The sequence below is a fragment of the Paraburkholderia ribeironis genome (assembly GCF_900019265.1).
Taxonomy (GTDB): domain Bacteria; phylum Pseudomonadota; class Gammaproteobacteria; order Burkholderiales; family Burkholderiaceae; genus Paraburkholderia; species Paraburkholderia ribeironis.
The window spans coordinates 19,931-38,291 of the sequence record NZ_CYGX02000058.1 but is presented as its reverse complement, the minus strand read 5'-3'; the positions used below and the strand labels follow the sequence as shown (position 1 = coordinate 38,291).

At 56.8% G+C, this 18,361-nt stretch carries 12 protein-coding genes; 5 read left to right on the top strand and 7 right to left on the bottom strand.

Annotated features, from left to right (window positions below):
* The first annotated feature begins 23 nt into the window (after positions 1 to 23).
* Positions 24 to 371 carry a helix-turn-helix domain-containing protein gene (locus BN2475_RS24365; RefSeq protein WP_094782044.1) on the top strand — a complete coding sequence of 116 codons (348 nt, stop codon included), beginning with the start codon at positions 24 to 26 and terminating at the stop codon, positions 369 to 371.
* Between the two features lie 98 nt (positions 372 to 469).
* Here the strand turns inward: BN2475_RS24365 and BN2475_RS24360 are convergent, their stop codons facing one another.
* The 7 genes from BN2475_RS24360 to BN2475_RS24330 all read right to left on the bottom strand — a co-directional run bounded on the left by BN2475_RS24360 (position 470) and on the right by BN2475_RS24330 (position 14,270).
* Positions 470 to 670: a hypothetical protein gene (locus BN2475_RS24360; protein ID WP_094782071.1), complete on the bottom strand. Its 201-nt coding sequence runs from the start codon at positions 668 to 670 to the stop codon at positions 470 to 472.
* Between the two features lie 99 nt (positions 671 to 769).
* Entirely contained in the window at positions 770 to 4,708 is a 3,939-nt protein-coding gene (locus tag BN2475_RS24355) for an SIR2 family NAD-dependent protein deacylase (protein ID WP_159444607.1), read from the bottom strand.
* Positions 4,709 to 4,871: 163 nt separating this feature from the next.
* Positions 4,872 to 5,681, bottom strand: a complete 810-nt coding sequence (locus BN2475_RS24350) for a hypothetical protein (RefSeq protein ID WP_094782042.1) — start codon at positions 5,679 to 5,681, stop codon at positions 4,872 to 4,874.
* Positions 5,682 to 5,912: 231 nt separating this feature from the next.
* Positions 5,913 to 8,249, bottom strand: a complete 2,337-nt coding sequence (locus tag BN2475_RS24345; RefSeq protein ID WP_094782041.1) for an AAA family ATPase — start codon at positions 8,247 to 8,249, stop codon at positions 5,913 to 5,915.
* A 117-nt stretch (positions 8,250 to 8,366) separates the two neighbouring features.
* Positions 8,367 to 10,595 (bottom strand): DEAD/DEAH box helicase, encoded by a 2,229-nt coding sequence (locus BN2475_RS24340; RefSeq protein WP_094782040.1) that lies wholly within the window; start codon positions 10,593 to 10,595, stop codon positions 8,367 to 8,369.
* Positions 10,567 to 11,865: an ATP-binding protein gene (locus tag BN2475_RS24335; RefSeq protein WP_094782039.1), complete on the bottom strand. Its 1,299-nt coding sequence runs from the start codon at positions 11,863 to 11,865 to the stop codon at positions 10,567 to 10,569. The genes BN2475_RS24340 and BN2475_RS24335 overlap by 29 nt, the downstream gene beginning before the upstream one ends.
* On the bottom strand, positions 11,862 to 14,270 hold the full coding sequence (locus tag BN2475_RS24330; RefSeq protein ID WP_245841558.1) for a tellurite resistance TerB family protein: 2,409 nt from the start codon (positions 14,268 to 14,270) through the stop codon (positions 11,862 to 11,864). Before BN2475_RS24330 ends, BN2475_RS24335 begins: the two co-directional genes overlap by 4 nt.
* Positions 14,271 to 14,773: 503 nt before the next feature.
* Here BN2475_RS24330 and BN2475_RS24325 point away from each other — a divergent pair.
* The 4 genes from BN2475_RS24325 to BN2475_RS24310 are packed head-to-tail and all read left to right on the top strand — an operon-like array spanning position 14,774 to position 17,940.
* The gene (locus BN2475_RS24325; RefSeq protein WP_094782038.1) at positions 14,774 to 14,953 is read left to right on the top strand and encodes a hypothetical protein; all 180 of its coding nucleotides are present in this window, start codon (positions 14,774 to 14,776) and stop codon (positions 14,951 to 14,953) included.
* 5 nt (positions 14,954 to 14,958) lie between these two features.
* Positions 14,959 to 15,540: an ABC-three component system protein gene (locus BN2475_RS24320; protein WP_094782037.1), complete on the top strand. Its 582-nt coding sequence runs from the start codon at positions 14,959 to 14,961 to the stop codon at positions 15,538 to 15,540.
* Positions 15,534 to 16,034: an ABC-three component system middle component 5 gene (locus BN2475_RS24315; RefSeq protein ID WP_162494341.1), complete on the top strand. Its 501-nt coding sequence runs from the start codon at positions 15,534 to 15,536 to the stop codon at positions 16,032 to 16,034. The genes BN2475_RS24320 and BN2475_RS24315 overlap by 7 nt, the downstream gene beginning before the upstream one ends.
* Positions 16,021 to 17,940, top strand: coding sequence for an AAA family ATPase (locus BN2475_RS24310; RefSeq protein ID WP_094782036.1), 1,920 nt, complete (start codon positions 16,021 to 16,023; stop codon positions 17,938 to 17,940). Before BN2475_RS24315 ends, BN2475_RS24310 begins: the two co-directional genes overlap by 14 nt.
* Positions 17,941 to 18,361 lie beyond the last annotated feature (421 nt).

The following is an 18,361-nucleotide window of genomic DNA, read 5'->3' as shown; positions in this document are numbered from 1 at the left end:
GTTTAACGACAACACACGTGGTTATGGCGCGGCGACCTACGGGAATAGGTGAGCGGATTGGAAAATCGATTGCCCGGGAGCGGACAGCGCGGGGCCTTACGCAGGAGCAGCTCGCTGAAATCATTGGCGTCGAGCAAGAAACGGTGAGCCGCTTCGAGCGTGGAGCAACTCTACCGCCCCTCATGCGGCTGATTCAGCTCGCCGATTATTTCGAGGTCCCGCTCGAATCGCTCCTGAGGACAAGCTCCAGTCGCGTTGCGGACGAAGCGTCTGATATCGCATCGATGCTGTCAAAACTCGACGGTCAGAATCGGGACTTTGTGCGCCGCTGGGTGGCGGAGATGTGTGACAAGCTGGCGAAGCGGCGATGAATCAGACTCGTTAGCCGAGCAACAGAGCTCGACACTAGGCCCTGAGACACCAAAGAATCTGTCAGTCAATCGCGATGCAGACCACTGCTAACTCGAAGTCAACTGTGGTCGTCTACCCAGGCGCGGCACCAGCCGAGGCCAGCCAGTTGCGCCTCGTCCTCGCTTTCGAAGCTACCCAGCACGCCCGATGTTTCGATGAGCTTGTTGTTTTGCGTGATAGTGCCGCTGGCGGCGAATTCGTGGCCCTGCCGGATAGCGTGTCCCCAAATCGAATAGCTTTTGTAGACTTCCGCGTCTATCTGGGAACTACCTCCGGACGTGAGCTGGCAGGCGTCCTCGCCGTCCCCTATGCTGAGGCTGCTCGCCCGCAAAAGGGGGCAAACGAACGAACGCAAACCTCAAGACCGGGCCGGTCGCAACTGCTCAAATTCCTCAACGAATTGCTGACCGGAAATGCGGACATCGAGCAAGGCATCTGTGCATACGAGAGTCATCGCCTGCTTCCAGTTTTCGCTTTCTCTGACGTGCGCAAACTGTCGGCCCAGTGCCGCCAAACAAACTGCAGCCGCCTGTCGCATTCTCGGACGACATTCGAATTCCACAATATCGTCGCCCGGTTCGCAGTCGGAGAAATGCAACATCAAACTCAGAAGCTCAGCAGCAAGTCGATGTGCCTGTTGTTGAAAGTGTACGGCGGCTCCAAGCCGAAGGAGCTCGGCAATATGCTCGAGAGCGAGCGGCGTCTGCGGTCGGCTTCGCCACGCCAAGACCTCAACTAGAAATGCGACGTAGCTTCGAGAACTGTTTGTTGGCGACGAAAGGCGCAGCAACCAAAACCCCGCTGCGTTGAATCCGAAACTGACTGCCTGCGCATCTTCGCCATGCCGAACGGCATTGGCGGTCAACTGAATGACGACGTCCTCGCGCTCCGGCCACCACGACAGTCCGGTGAACAGCAGGGGGACGAGAGCTTTTCCTAACCGCAGTCCAGCGGACCACATTTCGGCAAGCCAACGAGACAAGTCCGGTGCATCTGCTTCGGTCTTAGACAGATTTGGGACGAGAATTCGATGTACAACGTGTGCCATGAGAGTCAATCGATTAACGACTATCTGTGCGCCAAACCGTTCGTTCGGTCTGCCTGCGTATTTGTCGGTCAAGGCTCGCCCCTCCGTTTCCCACCACGCCCTCAGCTTCGCCATCACGGTCGAGGCGTCATTGGATGACCACGCGAATCGAACGAGTCGATTTCCGGTCAGAAGGATGTTTCCAAGAAGCGATTCCGACGTACTTCCGATTGACTGCTGCGGTTTGCCGTCCAAGTCGGGGGCGATTGTGACAAGGTTCGAAAATGGTTCGTCTATCAGCCATTTCCTGAATAGCGACTCAACGTCCTCTCCTGGGACCGAAGGCCACACCAACACAGCACCACGATAGAAGCCCACATAGCTCGGGAGAGCATCGTGTGGAATGCTCTTCCACACGAATTCGGCGAACGCTCGTTCCTGGTCCGCCGACATCGCGCCATTGCGCCAAAGCCAGTCTAGTCGCTCCAAATGGAAGGCTTTCGCATCTTCATCGTCCGCTTTTGCCTGGCGAGATTGGTCTAGGACAACATCGACCGCCTCAGAGCATCCCGGCTCTGCTGACACTCCATCCACTTCATAAGGAAGAGATGCAACGGCAGTCGGCCAATCGCGGAATCGCTTCAGTAGAGCCGAGTCAGGGTTTAGCTTGAGCAAGTCAAGACTACGTTTTCGCAGCGCTACCGGCTCCAGCAGTTGCACCACTCGCTTGAAAAAGCTTGCGAATGCTCTGTGCAAGCTCGTGTTCTCACGAAGCGCTTCGTTTGCATGCCACCCCATCGCATGCTGGATGGCACTATCGGCGTTTGCACTGTCTAACCTCAGCAGCAGCCTTGACGCTAGTTCCAAATAAAACCGAACTGAAGTCTCGGTTCGACGGTCCCAATCCCTCGACGAGCGATTCATGCACGCATTCACCCCGCGAATCGAAAGTTGGTACAGGTGCATCGCGCGCTCCTCGCTCAAGCGCGCGACTTGCGCGCGCGTTAGCGGCTCCAGCGATGTATATACACTGCCGCCATTGGCGCGAGTGAGAATTCGGAGACATGCCGATATGGGAAATACAAACGATAGGATTCTGAAACTCGAGACCAGATGCCCGCCGGATAGCGACACGGGGCCGACGGCCGGCACATAGCCTACTTCCTCCGTCAGCCGAACGTACGCTCTCGCGGCCAACACAGCGTCGCGGTCGAGCGGCACGTTCCATCGCTTTTCAGCAACAACACGCGAGTCGAATTTGATGGTTAGCTCTTCAAGTACTTCCGACGTTCTGTCAATTTCGCAGGAGAGAAGGTCCAGTTGCGTATTGGGATGCTCAATATGGTCCCGCGCATTCTCGTCACGATAAATGGTCTCTTCGCTTTCCCGTCTTGTCGAATCGACTTCCTCTCGGAGAATCAAGTCGTGCAGCGTCACATCCGGTGTTCGGGTGTGTTGCTCCTTGCCTCGCTTCGGCGGTGGACCCATCGCAACCTTGCGAGCGGATTCTTGTTCTGCGGCATCGACAGCGGCCGACATTGCGTCTAATACACGCTCAGCCCAATGCTCTCGGGACACTAGGGTCAGCGTTTCTCCTTGTGCCTGTATAGCCTCTCGGATTTGATGTAGGCCATTCCGAACAATTTCTCGTCCGCGCCGAATTACACCGAGTTCTCCAAAGATTGTTCCGACCCGAATCCTCCAGTACAAGTCAGCGCGTTCAGCGCTGACCTCGAGTTTCTTGAGGGCCTGCATCGCCTTCTCGGGGTCCAGCCGCTCGATATGAAACAGGACCTCCTCGTAGAATGCCTGGCACTCCATCTCTGGATTCCTCGCGCGCGCAGGTAAGCTCTCAAGCTCGCGTTGCCATTTGTTGAATTTTTCGATATCACCGCGTTGTCTCGCGCTCCTCATTAAAGCTACCGTAAGATTGCCTCGAATAAACTTGACCTCGTCTCCCCAAGGCTCAAAATCTTTCTCATCAACTCCGCCGACGCCTCCGGACTCGCTGTCGGCGGTCGACTCCGCTTCTAGTGCTTGCTCAATGTCGGTGGCGCGCAGTTCGTCCACGTCCTCAAGGGCGACACTGAGTATCCATGTGACCTCGAACAAAAGAACAAGCCGGAATGTCGGCGACAATTCGCTTGCCAATTTACGGTAGCTCATCGTTGTGGTCGGTAAGCCGGACCGTAACCTGATGCGCTCTCTGTTGCGTTCGGGGGCGACAAGCCAACCCGGATATTGTTCTCTATTCGACCTAGAGAACCGAGCCCAAGCAAGCAACTCCTGGCCGCTGAAGTTCAGCCCTTTTGGCGTGGGAGGGTAGTCATACGGCCAAAGTGCCCGACGGGGGGCGACCGATGGAGTCCAAAATTCGAAGAGCTTCTCGAAGGCCTGAGCATAGTCTATCTGTCCTTCCTTCTTGCCAAGTTCTTCGATGGGAATCGGGAAAATGTTGCGCCGCTCAAGAATGAGCCGCTGGCCGTCCGGAACCACACCGACGGTGATGAGGTAAATTGGTGGCGTCTGCGCGCCGAGTCGGTCTCTGACCCACCCGGTCCACTGAAGAAAGTTCGGGTCGTCTCCCGAGAACCCGATGAGACAGAATACGTTTTCCAGCATTGCCTGCTGAACGGTATTCATGAACGGAGCGAACCGACTCGGGTAGCACCGGTAGTCTTCTTCTGTCAGAATCAACGGGGAGCCGCTGCGCAGACTGCCGTGCAGTTTGACGACACGCGGCCTCCCATTGCTCTTTGAAAAGGGCACCTCTTGCGCGGCAACCACTACTTGATATCGCCGCTTGATTTCTGGAATGAACTCCCCCCGGTCCTGGTCGAGCGCTCGCTCCAATAGCGTGTCATAGTTCGTCGTGTAGACGTCGGCCCACGGCAATGACAGAAGCTTGGTATGAAGTCGTCCCGGATTGATGACACCCGCGTCCGGCAGGAGTTGATGGAGTCGTGCGTCGAGCTGCGCTCGCCCTCGCGCGACTGCGTATTCTTCCGCCAGTCGAAGCATGCCGCTAATTCCGCCGAATCGCTCGGCAGCCATACGTCTCGCGTCAACCGATGGATAGAGGTCTGCAAGGAGAGCATCCATCAGCATGGACCAAGTTGGCAGCCGGTTCTCGTGCTCCGCATTGCGGCTAAAGCCGGCTCCGACCATCACGGCTGCATGGCCGCTTTCCAAGGCTTCTCGAATCCTATAGAGATGAACGCCGTTGGGAATCTGTTCAACAACTTCTTGTATGGTCGAATCGTCTTTCATTCTCTTGCTCTTGGACATTGCATCGTGAGTCACGCCGCCCCTGTGACCGGGTTCCCGCCTTCGCCTTTGAAGTACGCCGCTGCGGCGGGCTACATCCGTAGTGCTCCAGTCGACGGCCGACGTCGATATTGAAATCGCTTTACTTCCGCCCGCAAGCGCCCATTTAGGAGAAAGCCCTCGATGTAACCCATGCGGCCGCCACGCAGGCTATCGCTGCACCGAAAAGAAAGCGTACTGCTACATGCTGGACGCGCTGGCGGTGGTGCTTTTCCATCCTGATTCGTTCTTCCGTAAGCACGCGACGGAGGCGCTCGACTTCCGCATCGGCGAGCCTTGCGCGCTCCTCAGCCTTTTCACATGCGAGATTGCGCTCTCGTGCATATTCCGCAACGTCCTGCGCCACGATGTTACTGCTCCACTTTTCACGAGGAATGAGGGCACTCGTCAACATATCACGCGACCTCCCTGCCGCTCGAGTCGTAGGGTCGTCGTAGTCAAATACGATGCGGAATTGCTCGTAAAATTTATTGCGCCGTTCCTTGTTGTCACCGACAGCCTGGAGGGAAAGGAGCGTGATGGTATTGACGGTAGTGTCACTTGGGAACTGCTTGGCCCAACTGACGATGACATTCATCAGGTAGGACCCTATACCGTTACCTTCGAGACCCGGTAGCGTCAAGTCGACCGCTCCGTTATAGAGCGTGTGTGACGTCAGTGACACTGTCTTCATCCCCGAGTCGTAGGAAGCGTGGAATGCCCCTTTGCGAACATGAGGGCTGAGGCGGCATCCACCTACCAAAATATACCTTAGCGTTAGTTTCCGGTCCTGCGAACCGCCTCTCCCTTCGAAGGGGTCCTCTTCGCGACGCTCGACAAGTAGCTCCGCCAGAACTTCGGCATTCTGGCTATCCCTCGGACGGACAATGAGGACCACTGCCGGGGCGGTCAACAATCTGGGAATGACTACGGTCATGCGATTCCTTGTAAGTCGGCTTTAACAGTTGGTCACTCATCGCTCCGAGACGAGCAACACGGTGTCCGGTGATAACGACGGTCTTGGCGAGCAGCGCCCCATCACCGCTCAAAAGCAAATGCGGGCGACGAAATCGTACGTTGGCTCGCTCGAAGCCGTTGCAGCGTGAGGGGCTAGCAGCGCATTGCGATTCGTCGCTTACGGTTGCGACCGACCTAGCTGATGAATTCGTTACGTGGTAAGCGCTTGCCTCATCCTTCCGAAGTGTTCCGCGTCGCACTTCTCTATCAACTCGAGCAGGTCCTTGAGTATGTCTGGGGCTTCAGAGAGAGCTGACGCATCGTCGTGCCCCTCTGCAATTTGCTCGCTATGAGAATGAGTATCGAGGAACCGCAGAATTCGCGTTTTCTTCGGGCCGTCGAAATCGATAGCTTCGAGCCTTGCGTGCAGCGTATCCTCGTCCGGAATTTTGAAGACCAGGAACGCCTCGAGCAAGCGCCTCGCCAAGTTCGGCAGTTCGTAGTACGTTTCTAGAGGCCCTCCTCCCGGAAACGCACTCGCGTCCACAATTCTCTTGAAGAGATAGTGGTACTCCGATTCGTACTTCCGCAGGAAGGGGTCCATCGCCTCGATAGCCGAGCTTCTATGCCCGCCGATGTAGGATGCGCGCAGCATGTAAAAGCGCGCGGGAAATCCCTGCTTTGCTTTTCCCCGGTTCATATATCCGAACCAGTTCCGAACCTGTCGTAGGAAGGTGTAGTTGTGAGTTAGCACGAACAGCTGACCGGCATCGCACAACCGACGCTTCATGAAACCGAACGCGCTGTAAAGAGCGTTTGAGTCGAGGCTCGAAATAGGGTCGTCCACAACCACGATACCGTTCTTTAAGTCGAATGAGCGGTCCTGCAGCGACTTCAGAAAGTAGAGAAATGCAATCGCGGTTCGCTCGCCTTCGCTGAGATTTGTCGCTACGTTGCCTCGCCGGACTAACCTGTAACCTGTAGCCTCGACGGAGACTTGAATGTCATCGTGCCCGAGATATGCGCGCAGCTCGCGATTGAGTTCGTCCGCAGGCTCCTGGTGTTTCAAGATGTCGGCCTCCAGTGCATGAATCTCGCGCTCGGTGTTCGCCTTCGCTTCGTTGGCCGAAACACGAGCATTCGTGGTCGATTCCAGTTCCTTCTGCTTTTCGCACCATTCCGGTAGAGCGACAGCTAGTTCGTGGTCGTGTAGTCTTTCGCGAGCGGCCTTAACCTTCTCCTCGAAAGAACGCGTGTTCGCGTTGTGCCTCTCGACAATCTGTTCAATTCGAGCGAATTTTTGCTTACCGACGAATTCGCTCAACGCAGGGGCTCCTGCGCTCAGGATACGCATAAAGGTGCTCAGGAATGACTGGTCTTCTACCGGGACGCCATCGCTCCCCAAGAGAAGGCCCTCTAGGTCCAACGCCTCAAACACGCGCGATTGCTTTACTTTCACGGCATTGGCGAGCGCCAGCAAGCCTTGGCGGAGGCTGTAGAGGTTGAGCTCATAGCTTTTACGCTCCGACTCAAAATCGGAACGGAGTTCGGGATATACATCCCTGCCGTCGGGGAGATTGGTCCGCTCAAGTTGGTTGGCTGCGCTCTCAATACGTCCGGCCAAATTCTGAAGGTCCTGAGTGAATCGTCTGAATTCGTCGTTGAAGTGCGCCTCAAGCCGCCGCAGCCGGTTCACGGGCAAGGGCTGCTCACAAAACTTGCATGTTTCGGTGACCTCGCCATGCGTGTGGATAGCAAGCCCGCTGCGAACCCAATCACTGACCGCTGGGCTAGCAGCGAGTTCCTCAATGACGCTCGATACAACCGTTCTCGACAGCGCGTCTCGGACGTCGCTTCGGAGGTCCAATGCGTCCGGAATGTTGACGGGATAAAGCTCGATAGTCGGTAGAGGCGTGGCATCCTTCAAAGAGAGCAAGGTCTCTCGCGCTTTCATCTCCAGTTCGGGCGTTGGCGTTTGACTGAAACGCGACATTCTCTCCTTGAAGTCGGCCGCATTATAGTTGTTGAATGCTCCTCCCGGAGCGACCAACAGATTCTTGATAGCGCGCGCGGTGTTTGTTGCATAGTCGTTGACCACTTTCTGCGCACGCGTTTCCTCCTCGGATGCCTTTTCCGCGACGGTAATCAGCTTTGGCAACTCCGATTTCAGCGCGTCCAGTTGACGCTGCTTTTCCGCGCTGTCCTCGCCGAAAACGTATACGGGAGGGAGCTGGCTAAAGGTTCCACTGCTGCTCTCGAAGACGTTTCGCGCCGCCGTCTCTCTGTTAAACACGCGGACTGCCGGCAAGGCGGCTGAACCGAGCTTCTTGCCCGAAACCTCCGCTCCATCGAAAACGAAATCTACAACGCCTTCCTGGATAGCCGTCGATGTTTGAATGGCTCTGAGAATGCCGGACAGCGTGGTCTTCCCAGAACCGTTCCAGCCGTAGATAAGATTGAATCGACCGAAATCCTCAAGACCTCGTGGCCAGATAAAATCCTTGAAGATACGGTGTTCGCGAATCTTTGCAAGGCGTTCGAGCTGCATTATCTTCCCCCGTAACCGTACTGCATGCCACACGCGAGACGGCAACTGTGCTATCTCAGCAGGCTTCCAGCGTGCCGCGACAGCATCGTCAGCGGGCCGAATACTTCTCAGGCGACGCTACTCTCTTGAATACGTCCTCGCGAACGCCATTGCGCCTTCAATATCCAAGTTCAAGGACGCGAAGGACTTCAGCTTGAGACTCACCGGCAGGGCCCAGTCCCACTTCTCACGGCCTAGGTTTTCCACCTGGCCGACTGCGTCGCACGCGGATTCTGCGTCCAGGCCCCCGATACTCCACAATGCATCGCGCGTCCGTTCGACATCGCCGCCTGAAACGCAAACAGTGATGCCCATATTGAACGCGTCGATTTTCTCTGCACGTAACAGTAGCGCCAGCGCGTCATTGACCCAGTCACCGCGCCACGTCGGGATGCAAACTGTGGCTCCCTCCTGGAAAAGCTCACTTGAGGCCAGATGGGCGTCCACATAGTACTGACGCGCCTCTTGCAAAAGATTGCGTCCGCGTTTATCAAGAAATCCCACAGGCTCGTCGCTCTCAAGTATGCGTCGCATTTCACGGCGGACTTCGTCATGTACCATCGCTGCGTTGCCATCGAACTGAGGCGGAGCGCCACCCTTGTCAGGTGCCACATAGATGGTCTTGCTCTCTTCGTCCACTTCCTGGACTCGCCACCGGCGGCCGCCAAATATCAGGCCCTGTCCTTTGGTCAGCGGATGCGCGACTGGCAGGCTCCCCAGTTGCCGCCCATTCGCGACCAGACGAAACTCATCGTCCGTAGCAAAGGCGGCGTAGAACTCGTAGTGATTGACGAGCTTCTCGCCGGCCCCACCGTGTAGAAGCACTCCATTCGACGACTGCACTATCAGGTCGATTTTTCCCATATACTGCAGCAGCTCAGCGAACGCCGACTTGTCTATCGCATTGAAAGTGCCGCTTGCGACAAGACAGTTCCATAACTGGCCTGCGGTGCAGCCGCCACGCTCAGCGATGAGAGATAGAATCTGCTGGACAAGCGTCGAAGCGTGCATGCCGGCCGTTCGCGGCGGCTCGACCCACCTGCCGACTAACAGGCGAACCATTGCAACCGACTGAACCAGAGTTTCTCGAATCCGGTCCGAGAAGCCGGACTTTGAGGTAAGTTCCGCCTCGACGCAGTAGCCGCGCAGGATTGCAGGCTCCCCCTTACGCCGCCCTGAGCGGCCCAAACGCTGGCGCAGGCTTGCAACGGAAGGCGGTGGCCCTATCTGAGCGATGCTTTTCACAGAACCAATATCTATGCCGAGTTCGAGCGTCGTCGTGCAGATGGCACTGGCCGGTCTAGTCCCGTCCTTAAGGGCCCGCTCAGCGTCTTCACGAAGCTCTTTTGAGAGGCTCCCATGGTGGGGCCAGAATTCATTCGGATATCCATCTCGCTCGCACGCTCGGCGCAACAAGTCGGCATATGTCTCGACCTGCTTGCGACTATTGGGAAATATCAGATTGTTCGAGCCACGCAGAGCGCCATATAGATGGTTCGCCACATCTACCGCGCTGCCAGGCAAGATGTCCTCAAGCGTCGGGTTCTCGATGTCAGGCTCGAGTTCCACCCGTGGCGGCCGTAGCAGGAGGCCCTTAATCAGGATTTTGAGTTCCTGGTTGGCGCTCTTCGATTCGATGATTTCAACCCTGGCACTATCGGTCGGACGCAGGAAGCTTGCTGCCAGTTGCATGTCGCCCAATGTCGCCGACAGACCGACGCGCGGAACAGCCCGTCCGCATACTCTCTCGACTCGGTACATCAATGACTGAAGCTGCTTTCCTCGTTCCGAGCCGATGAACGCATGCAGTTCGTCGATGACGATGTAGCGTAGCTGGCCGAATACCGCTTGCAGCGATGAGCCTCGATTGACGAACAATGCCTCAAGCGACTCGGGCGTTATCAAAAGAATGCCCGTCGCATTCTTGAAGAAGCGCTGCTTGCGACTCGCCGCGACGTCTCCGTGCCAGCCGACCACGGGTACTTCCAACTCCTCGCAGAGGTTATCCAAGCGCGACCACTGGTCGTTAATGAGGGCCTTCAATGGACTCACGTAGAGGACCGACCCGCTGCACGGCTCCTCGCGCAGCAGGTTTGACAGGATGGGGAAAAAAGCGGCTTCGGTCTTTCCAGCCGCCGTCGCCGCAGCGATAATGACGTCCCGGTCCGCGTCAATAAGCGCAGGAATTGCGCGCTCCTGAGCGTCGCGCAATTCCGTCCAGCATTCCTTCCAGACCCACCGTCGTATCTTCTCGTGCAGGAGGTCGAAGCTCGCCGAATCAGTTGAGGCGGAAGGTGGCGAACTCATCGTCTCCCTCAATCGCAAAGTCCGACATCCCGCCAGTATCCTTCGCTACCTCCAGCGCTCCAATCAGTTGCCGCCAGTCGGCCGCTGGATTCTGCTCCAGGACGGCCAGCAGATTGATGAAAGCGGTAATCGTAGTGCGCGGCGTGCGGAAGTAGTTGTCGCCAAGGCGCATCGCGCAGTGCCCCATGAAAGCTGCAATTGCGTCCTTCGGAAGCTGTGCCTTCGCTTCATCGCCAAACGCATGTACGAGACGAATCTTGTCCAGCAGAACGTAAAAGTCTTCAGGAGTCAGGCTGGCCAGCCGGATAACGGGACCTGTGTAGTCGACGAGCCCGCCCGTCGCGAACGTGTTTTCGGCAAGTCGCGACTGGAGCGCCGTATAGCTGTATAGCCCCCGCTTCGTGTCCAGCAGAAACTCCGGAGTGCCACCGAGGACAAATCCGAGGCCCTCCGCAGTGCCCTGGAGCGAATCGTTGAGAATGCGAAGAATCTGTTCGTAATTGGAATTGCGAGCCTGCACATTGGCGAGCTTGTACAGATTGACGAGTTCGTCCAGGCAAACCAACAACCCGCTGTAACCGGCAAGCCTCACGAAGCGCGCCATCAGCTTCAGCTGGTCGTAAATCGACGCGTCGTCAATGATGGTGCGCACGCCGAGCGCAGCACGGGCATCCGTCTTTGTCGAAAACTCGCCCCGCAACCAACGAATCGCATCGCCCTTGAGCTGCTCGTTGCTCTCTTCGAACCCTCGGCAATAGGCGGCGACGACGTCAGCGAAATCATATCCATTGACCATCTCAGTCAACTGGTTCAACTGAGCCCGGATGACCTCTTCGTTGGTCCGCCCCGACGCCTTTGCTTCGGTCTTTGCCTGCCCTATGAACTTCTCCACGATGCCGGCTATAGCGCCACCCTCCGGCTTCGTTCGCGTCGCCATGTTCTTGACCAGTTCCGCGAAAAGCGAGCGGGCCTGGCCGCCAGATGCATGCAGTCGACGGTCCGGGTTAAGGTCCGCATGAACCGTAACGAGCTTTTTCTCGAGTGCAATCGCCCTGACGAGATTCAGGAAGAAAGTCTTCCCAGCGCCGTATTCCCCGACTATTAAGCGGAAGCTTGAGCCGCCATCAGCGACGCGGCCGATGTCCTGAATCAACGCGTCAAGTTCCTTCTGGCGTCCCACCTGAATCAAGTGTTGCCCTACTCGAGGAACGACGCCGGCCCGCAGCGATTGCAGAACCGCGTCGCGGTCCTTAGGGCGAATTGTTATCATGGCGCTAACCGTTTCGCAAATTCTTGGTTGATTTCAATTGGGTCATCGCCGTCGATTAGCGGTTCGTCCCAATGGTCGAGCGTTGCTTCATTGACCTGTTCAATCGCGCCATCAAGCATCAGGTCCAGGTCCGATGCAGCGTCTGCCAACTCAGCGCGGGTCCAGACTGGTCTCGATAGCAGTAGCCGAAGGAAAGTGGAATGAGCTTCATCCATTCCGAGCAGGCTCAAGGTTGCTGTCACCGCCCCTTCTGAATCGGGCTCTTGTTCTTCAACTGGCTCGACTGTTGCGGTGGGCTCATCGTCGGCAAACACGTCCGCAAGCATGGCCGAAACCTTCGCCGTTTCCGTCTGCAGTGCAGCGATTCTGGCAGCATCGAGCTGGAGGACCGGTTGGACAGCTTGGCCGCCGCGCTCTTCTGGGGGGGCAGCTGGCCGCGATGAAGCACTTGTCCCAGCGACAGCATTGCCATGCAAATCGCTATAGAGCTGTTGCGAATCGAGACCGAGTATCAGATAAAGCTTCTCGAGCAATTTCACTTCCGCTGGCGACGCAATTCCGCCAGCGTTCGCCGTCTGCAGCAGAATCGTCCCTATTGATTGCCGGGCGTCCACGGGCAGCGGTTCGAGGCGCTTTTTAAAGCTTGCGGGCGTCGGCGGCTGAGCCACCTGCACGTGAATACGTGCCCGAAGCCGGTCTCTTTGACGAGGTGTCAGCTGTGGCCATGCCTCTATCTGGCGATGGATTACTGCGAGTTCCTGCTCGGAGGCCGTTCCGTCTGCCATCGCGACGGACGCGGCCATATCGACCATGAGTTCAAGGCCAACATAGGCGTCGTCGACATGATTCGTTGAAGTTCCAGGGGGTGTCGCGTACAACGCCACGGAATCCGTACTCTTCGGCGTGCGCCCGGATGTCCGGACATCTGGTTCGAGCGCAACCCCCGCCTCGCCAAGAACGCGGGCAAAGGCTGTCAGCTTGTCGCGCGTGAGATTTCCCGATGCCTTGAACCTTTCGAACAAGCTGCCGAATGTTGTGACAACAGTGCCGTTGGCTACTGTCGCGGCGACTGACTCGAGTTCGCCTCGGGTGGTCTCTGGCCACAGTTCGAGCGGCAAAAGGAGTGAACTCTCCAGCGAACCTTCCGACTCCGGGTATTTGCCCAGAAACCTGCTGTATGCATCGAGCGCTTCCGTACACTCAAAGACCAGTTCCTGCAGTTGCTTTCTCGGCCCAGAAACGGCCGAGATGTCCGGCAAAGAGGTGATGTATTCGGGATAGACGACGCTATGGAGCGCAGAGAAAGCTGCAGAAACCGGGGCCTTCAGTTTGGTCTTGTTGGCGCTCAGCTTCATGCCATCGCGAAACCGCTCGCGATACCTCCGTTCAAAAAGCTGCTTGAACTCCTTTCCGCAGCGATATGCCGGCGTACGCTTGTTAATCATGCCGTCGCCAAACACCCACGCCAAAGCCCACTCGACGGGAACCGGTTTCCTGTCAATGGCCGCCTGCCCAAACGCAACCCGGACGCTTAGAGGTAGCTCGAAACTATTCGTGAGCGGAGGAGGTGCCTGCTCGTACTGCCGTAGCGGCTGTGTCAGGTGCACAGAGATGAACTCGAGCATACCGTCGACGTATGCCGAACCTAACACCTCCGGATATGTTTCCCTCAGGCGCCGCAATTCCGCTGCAATCGTCTCGAACTCGTGCTTGGGCACCTTTCCTTCCATGCCATCGACCAGGACGCGCCGCTCGAGACCGTACAGATAGAACATCGCGAAACTGCGATGCAACTTCGGGTCAGAGCGAGCGGAGGCCAGCCACTGAACATAAGCGCATCGTTGTTCAGCCGAGAAAGTGCTGTAACTGAGCCAGTAGTCGTTAGGCCCTGCAGAACGGTCGCAGGTGGTTCGGGCTAGAGTTGCCTTCGGATTGACCACGCATGCGTCAGCTCCCCTATTCGCCTCGCCCCGTTTAGGTACACCGATGTAGAACAGGCCGCCGGTGATTGTTGTGCCACCAACATCGACCGATTCCCCTGCCGCCACCCAACGTACGCCGGACGAGGTCTCGAAGGGCGGTCGCGCGATGCGATAGGAAGAGTTAGCCGAGTCACCCGACAACGCGACCGTGAGAAATTCTTCACCCTCTTGCGCACGCAATTCGCCTCCGACCGATGCTGATGCCGAAGCTCGTTCGGGAAAGTTAGTCGTCGCAGATTGAGGAGCACCGGCAGCAACCGGCAGCTTTTTCTTCCTTCCGCGAAACAGCGCGACGAACACGCAAGGCGTAGCAAGTAGCACCACGGTGCCTTTCATGCCTGTCGGTGCGAAAAGAAGCGCCAATAAAACGACGACCAATACCACACCAGCGCCCCACCCCGATTTTTCTTCCTTGCGGCCCATGGTCCTATCGCTCACATATTTTGATAGACACCCCGCCAAACTGATGCCCATTTTTGGGACATTATATTACGCCCCTCCGGGGCCAACGTCCGTAGAAAATCAATACGCTGCGGGTCCGCCGCAGTAGTGAAAAACCCCGGACTTATCATCGTCCACCGCCGACATCCGATATGCATGTCAACAGAAACTGAAAACGTTTTCGCATCTCGCCCATGGGCAGTCCAAAGGTTGATAGTGGTACAGAGAATCGTGTGTCGGCTGTGTCCCGGGGCCTGCGGCGCAAGCCGCGCCACGGCTGCGCATCCTGGATGCCGGATTCGCGCGATTGAGGTGAGTACTCGCCCCGGACAGGAGAAACTGTCGCCTCGCACGCCCGAAGGCGCTATTTGCAATGTTATTGAAAGTATCTGCGCACCATATTTCCCACGGGGAATCGTTGATGCTAGGTCCGGACGACAATACAATCGCATTGACAACTAATACCTTTGCAATTCGGGGGCACCATGGACTTGTGGACGCACGTCGCCACGTTTCTGGCCGGCTTGGCGACCGGCTGGACCTTGAAGGTCGTGATTTCCAATCGGTCGACGCGCTCGCACCGCATTACGTTCGTTTCGCAGAAGGGCAATCGAGCGGGCGGTGATATCGTCGGCGGCGATATGCAAAAGAACGCCCGCGAGTAGAGTTCGTGTTCACGAACCAAAGCAATAACGAGGTCAACGGCGGGGACCTTGTTGCCGGCAACAAGGTCGACAACAGCACGACCACTGTTATCCAGGTCACTGCGAACCGCTCAGCCAGCGAGGAGTTGTCAAAGCTCTACGAGAAGCTAAAGGTTGATGGTGTCGGTGACCCGTCGGGCGGAAGATTTTCTGAGAAGCTTGAGCACTACATGTCGTCGGTGACCGATGGAGATGTGCGAGGGCTTGAGAAAAAGCTGCGCGAAAGCGGCAGAGAGGACCTGCTACACGTCGCGCTAGGCCTCAAAGAGCGCGCTGCAAAGTCCATCATGAAACACCAAACGTCGCGCACGGCGCAGCGTATCTTCACCATCGTCCTCACCGAACTGCACGCGCGATTCACTCTCACAGTCACACCCGTTATCCAGCAGGGTTCCGACCGCGTCGCAGTCGACCAATGCATCAATGCGATTATTCAAGGAACTCGGAACGTACTCGGCGAGAATGTTCTTGAGTTGGACGCCATGGACCTGCTCGCGTTGCTCTATTACCTGGGCGGCAATTGCCATATCAGGTGGGACAAATGCTGATATACCACCCCGCGTATGACGCATACCACTGCGTGTTCCGCATGCTACTCATCGCCGAGCGCGTCTCAGGCATTGAGGTTGAGAAGGCGCGCATTCTGGACTTCTATTTGGTCTTCCCGGGCACGGTGAAAAAGATACGTTTGCCGGACATGCTCAGAGAACTACGGACCCGTGCCAAGGGCGCTGGCAACGTGTACCGCGACCCTGTCAGCAGCACCTCTACCTTTATGGAGATGCGGCATATCCAGGAAGCAGCACTCAAATCAATCGCCGCGTCTGGCCTGATTGACCTCGAGCGATTCTCCGCCGGATATGTTGCGCGCTCGCAAGCGCCGATTCCGCCATCGCTCGCGGCGAAGCTGCATGAATTCCTGGTCGCGAACTCGCCTATGGCCGAGGGTATTCTTGAGGGCCTCTCCCAGATTCCACTGCTTGGGAACAACGGGCTGAAGCATCGTTCCGAGCTCATGGAGTACCGGTATGACTATGCTTGAGCCGACGTTGCGCGTAAACAGGCTTGTCGTCTTTCAGGGCGGTCACATCGCATTCGACTGCTCGTTCCACAGTGGCGTCAACGTCATTCGCGGCCGGAACAGCTCGGGCAAAACAACCATCATGGACCTCCTCGCATTCTCGCTGGGCGCGGAAAACATTCGATGGAAGCCCGAAGCTCTGCGTTGCACAAATACGTTCGTTGAGGTTCTCCTTAACGGCGCTGTCGCGTCTCTTCGTCGCGAGATTGACCCCGCACTTCAACGCCCGATGTCAATCTTTTGGGGCACGCTCGACGCCTCCTTGAAGGCCGGTCCGCAGCAATGGGAACTGTACCCGTTCAAGCGAAGCGCACATCGCATCAGCTTTTCACAAGCATTGTTCGATGCGCTCGACATGCCGCAGGCTCAAGGTGACGGAGCATCGAATCTGACGATGCATCAGCTCTTGCGTGTCCTGTATGCAGACCAACCATCGGTACACAGCCCGATTTTCCGCCTCGACAACTTTGATAGTCCGCTAACGCGCGACATGGTCGGCGGGTACCTCAGCGGCGTATATGACGACCGCCTTTATTCCGCGCAACTGCGACTTCGTGAACTTGACGCGCAGATTGGTAAGCAGGAGACGGAACTACGGAGCATCTTTCACGTGCTTGGACGTTCTGGGCAGACCCCAGACCTTCAGTTTCTGACGGATAGAATTTCCGAGCTCGAAGCGGCTCGCAAAGCGCTTTCCGACACGCTGACAAAACTGAAGCAGGAACGCACGCTGCCTCGCAAAGACGCGAGCAAGGCGCGCGCCTCCGCCGACACTTTGCGTAGCACCCTGAACGCCGCTCGCCAGGCCGAATCCGTAGCCAAGGACCGTCTGGCGGCACTCGAACTCGACATCGAGGATTCTCGCCTGTTCGTCGGCGAACTCGAGTCCAGACTGCGGAGCCTGGACGAGTCGAAAGAAACCCGGACGTATTTCAGTAATCTGCAGTTCCGGTTTTGCCCAAGCTGCCTCGCCGAGCTTCCACAAGCAAAAGCGGATTCCCATGCTTGTCATCTTTGTACTAGCGCACTCGGTGACGGGCGAGCCGATACCCAGCTTCTCCGGATGAAAAACGAGTTGAACATCCAACTCAAAGAATCGGCGACTCTCATTGAAGCTCGCCTGCAGGACGCCGAAAATCTTCGTGTGGAAGTCCCCCACCTTTCACAACGAGTTAGAAAGCTGGAGCAGGATTACGCTGCAGCAGCCACGTCGTGGTCCAGCGAACTCGAGATTGCCCTTGAGGAAAACGCACGCAAGCTCGGTGCGGTGGACGAAGAGATACGTCAAGCGTACGAGCAACAAAAGCTCGCTGCCGTCATTACGGAACTGCAGAAGCGCCGTGACGCGCTAACCGCCGAAAGCAAGCGGCTTCAAGAAAGCATCGTACGCTCGGAGCAACAGCAAGCCGAGCGGAAGGTCGAAGTCGCGAATACGATTTCCGCTGCAATGGTTAGGCTTCTCAAGCTCGACCTGCCCCTCACGCCTGAATTCATTGATGCGCAGATAGCAAACTTCGACTTTGTCGGAAACGCCGTCTACGTCAACGGTTCCAAGAATTTTTCAGAGAGCTCGGCTGTAGTGTTGCGCCATGTCTTTCACCTCGCACTGCTCACGGCAAGTGTGCTGAAGCCGTTCATGCGCGTACCGCGCTTCATGATGCTTGACGGAATCGACGATGGGGGCATGGAAAAGGCACGCAGCCACCGCCTGCAAGAAATCATCGTCGAAGAATGCGCAAGCTATCACGTCGACTATCAGCTCATCTTCGCAACTTCGGACATAAACCCGAAGTTCGAAGAGACCGAATTAGTGGTGGGCAGCTTCTTTACGCCCGAAGCTCGCTCACTGGACGTGCGGGAAGGCTAACCGTACGCATGAGATACATGACGCGTGGCAAGGACATCTCTCGATAGAGTGCATCGCTCGCCCACCGCGCTTTCCAAGCAGAACATATCCACGAACACCAGCATGTCAGCACCTTCCATAGATGATAGTTGCCTCTTGCCACTGGCGGAACTTGATAAGCCGATATATCGAATCTTCCCCCGCGAGCGATTTCTTCAGGCCCTTAGCGAAAATTGCCTCGCACTTGTTTGCCCCAGCATGTGGGACGACCCGTTCGAAATCGTCGACAGCGCAATTCCCGTTCACTGGACCGAAAATGGACAGCTAAGGAGGCACATTATTCATGGGTTGCCTTCCGTCTTTGCGCAAAGCTGGTCCGCGACCCGCGAGTCAGACGCGTTGCTTCGAGCGTACTCAAAAGTTCGTAGAGGGACGCACAGCA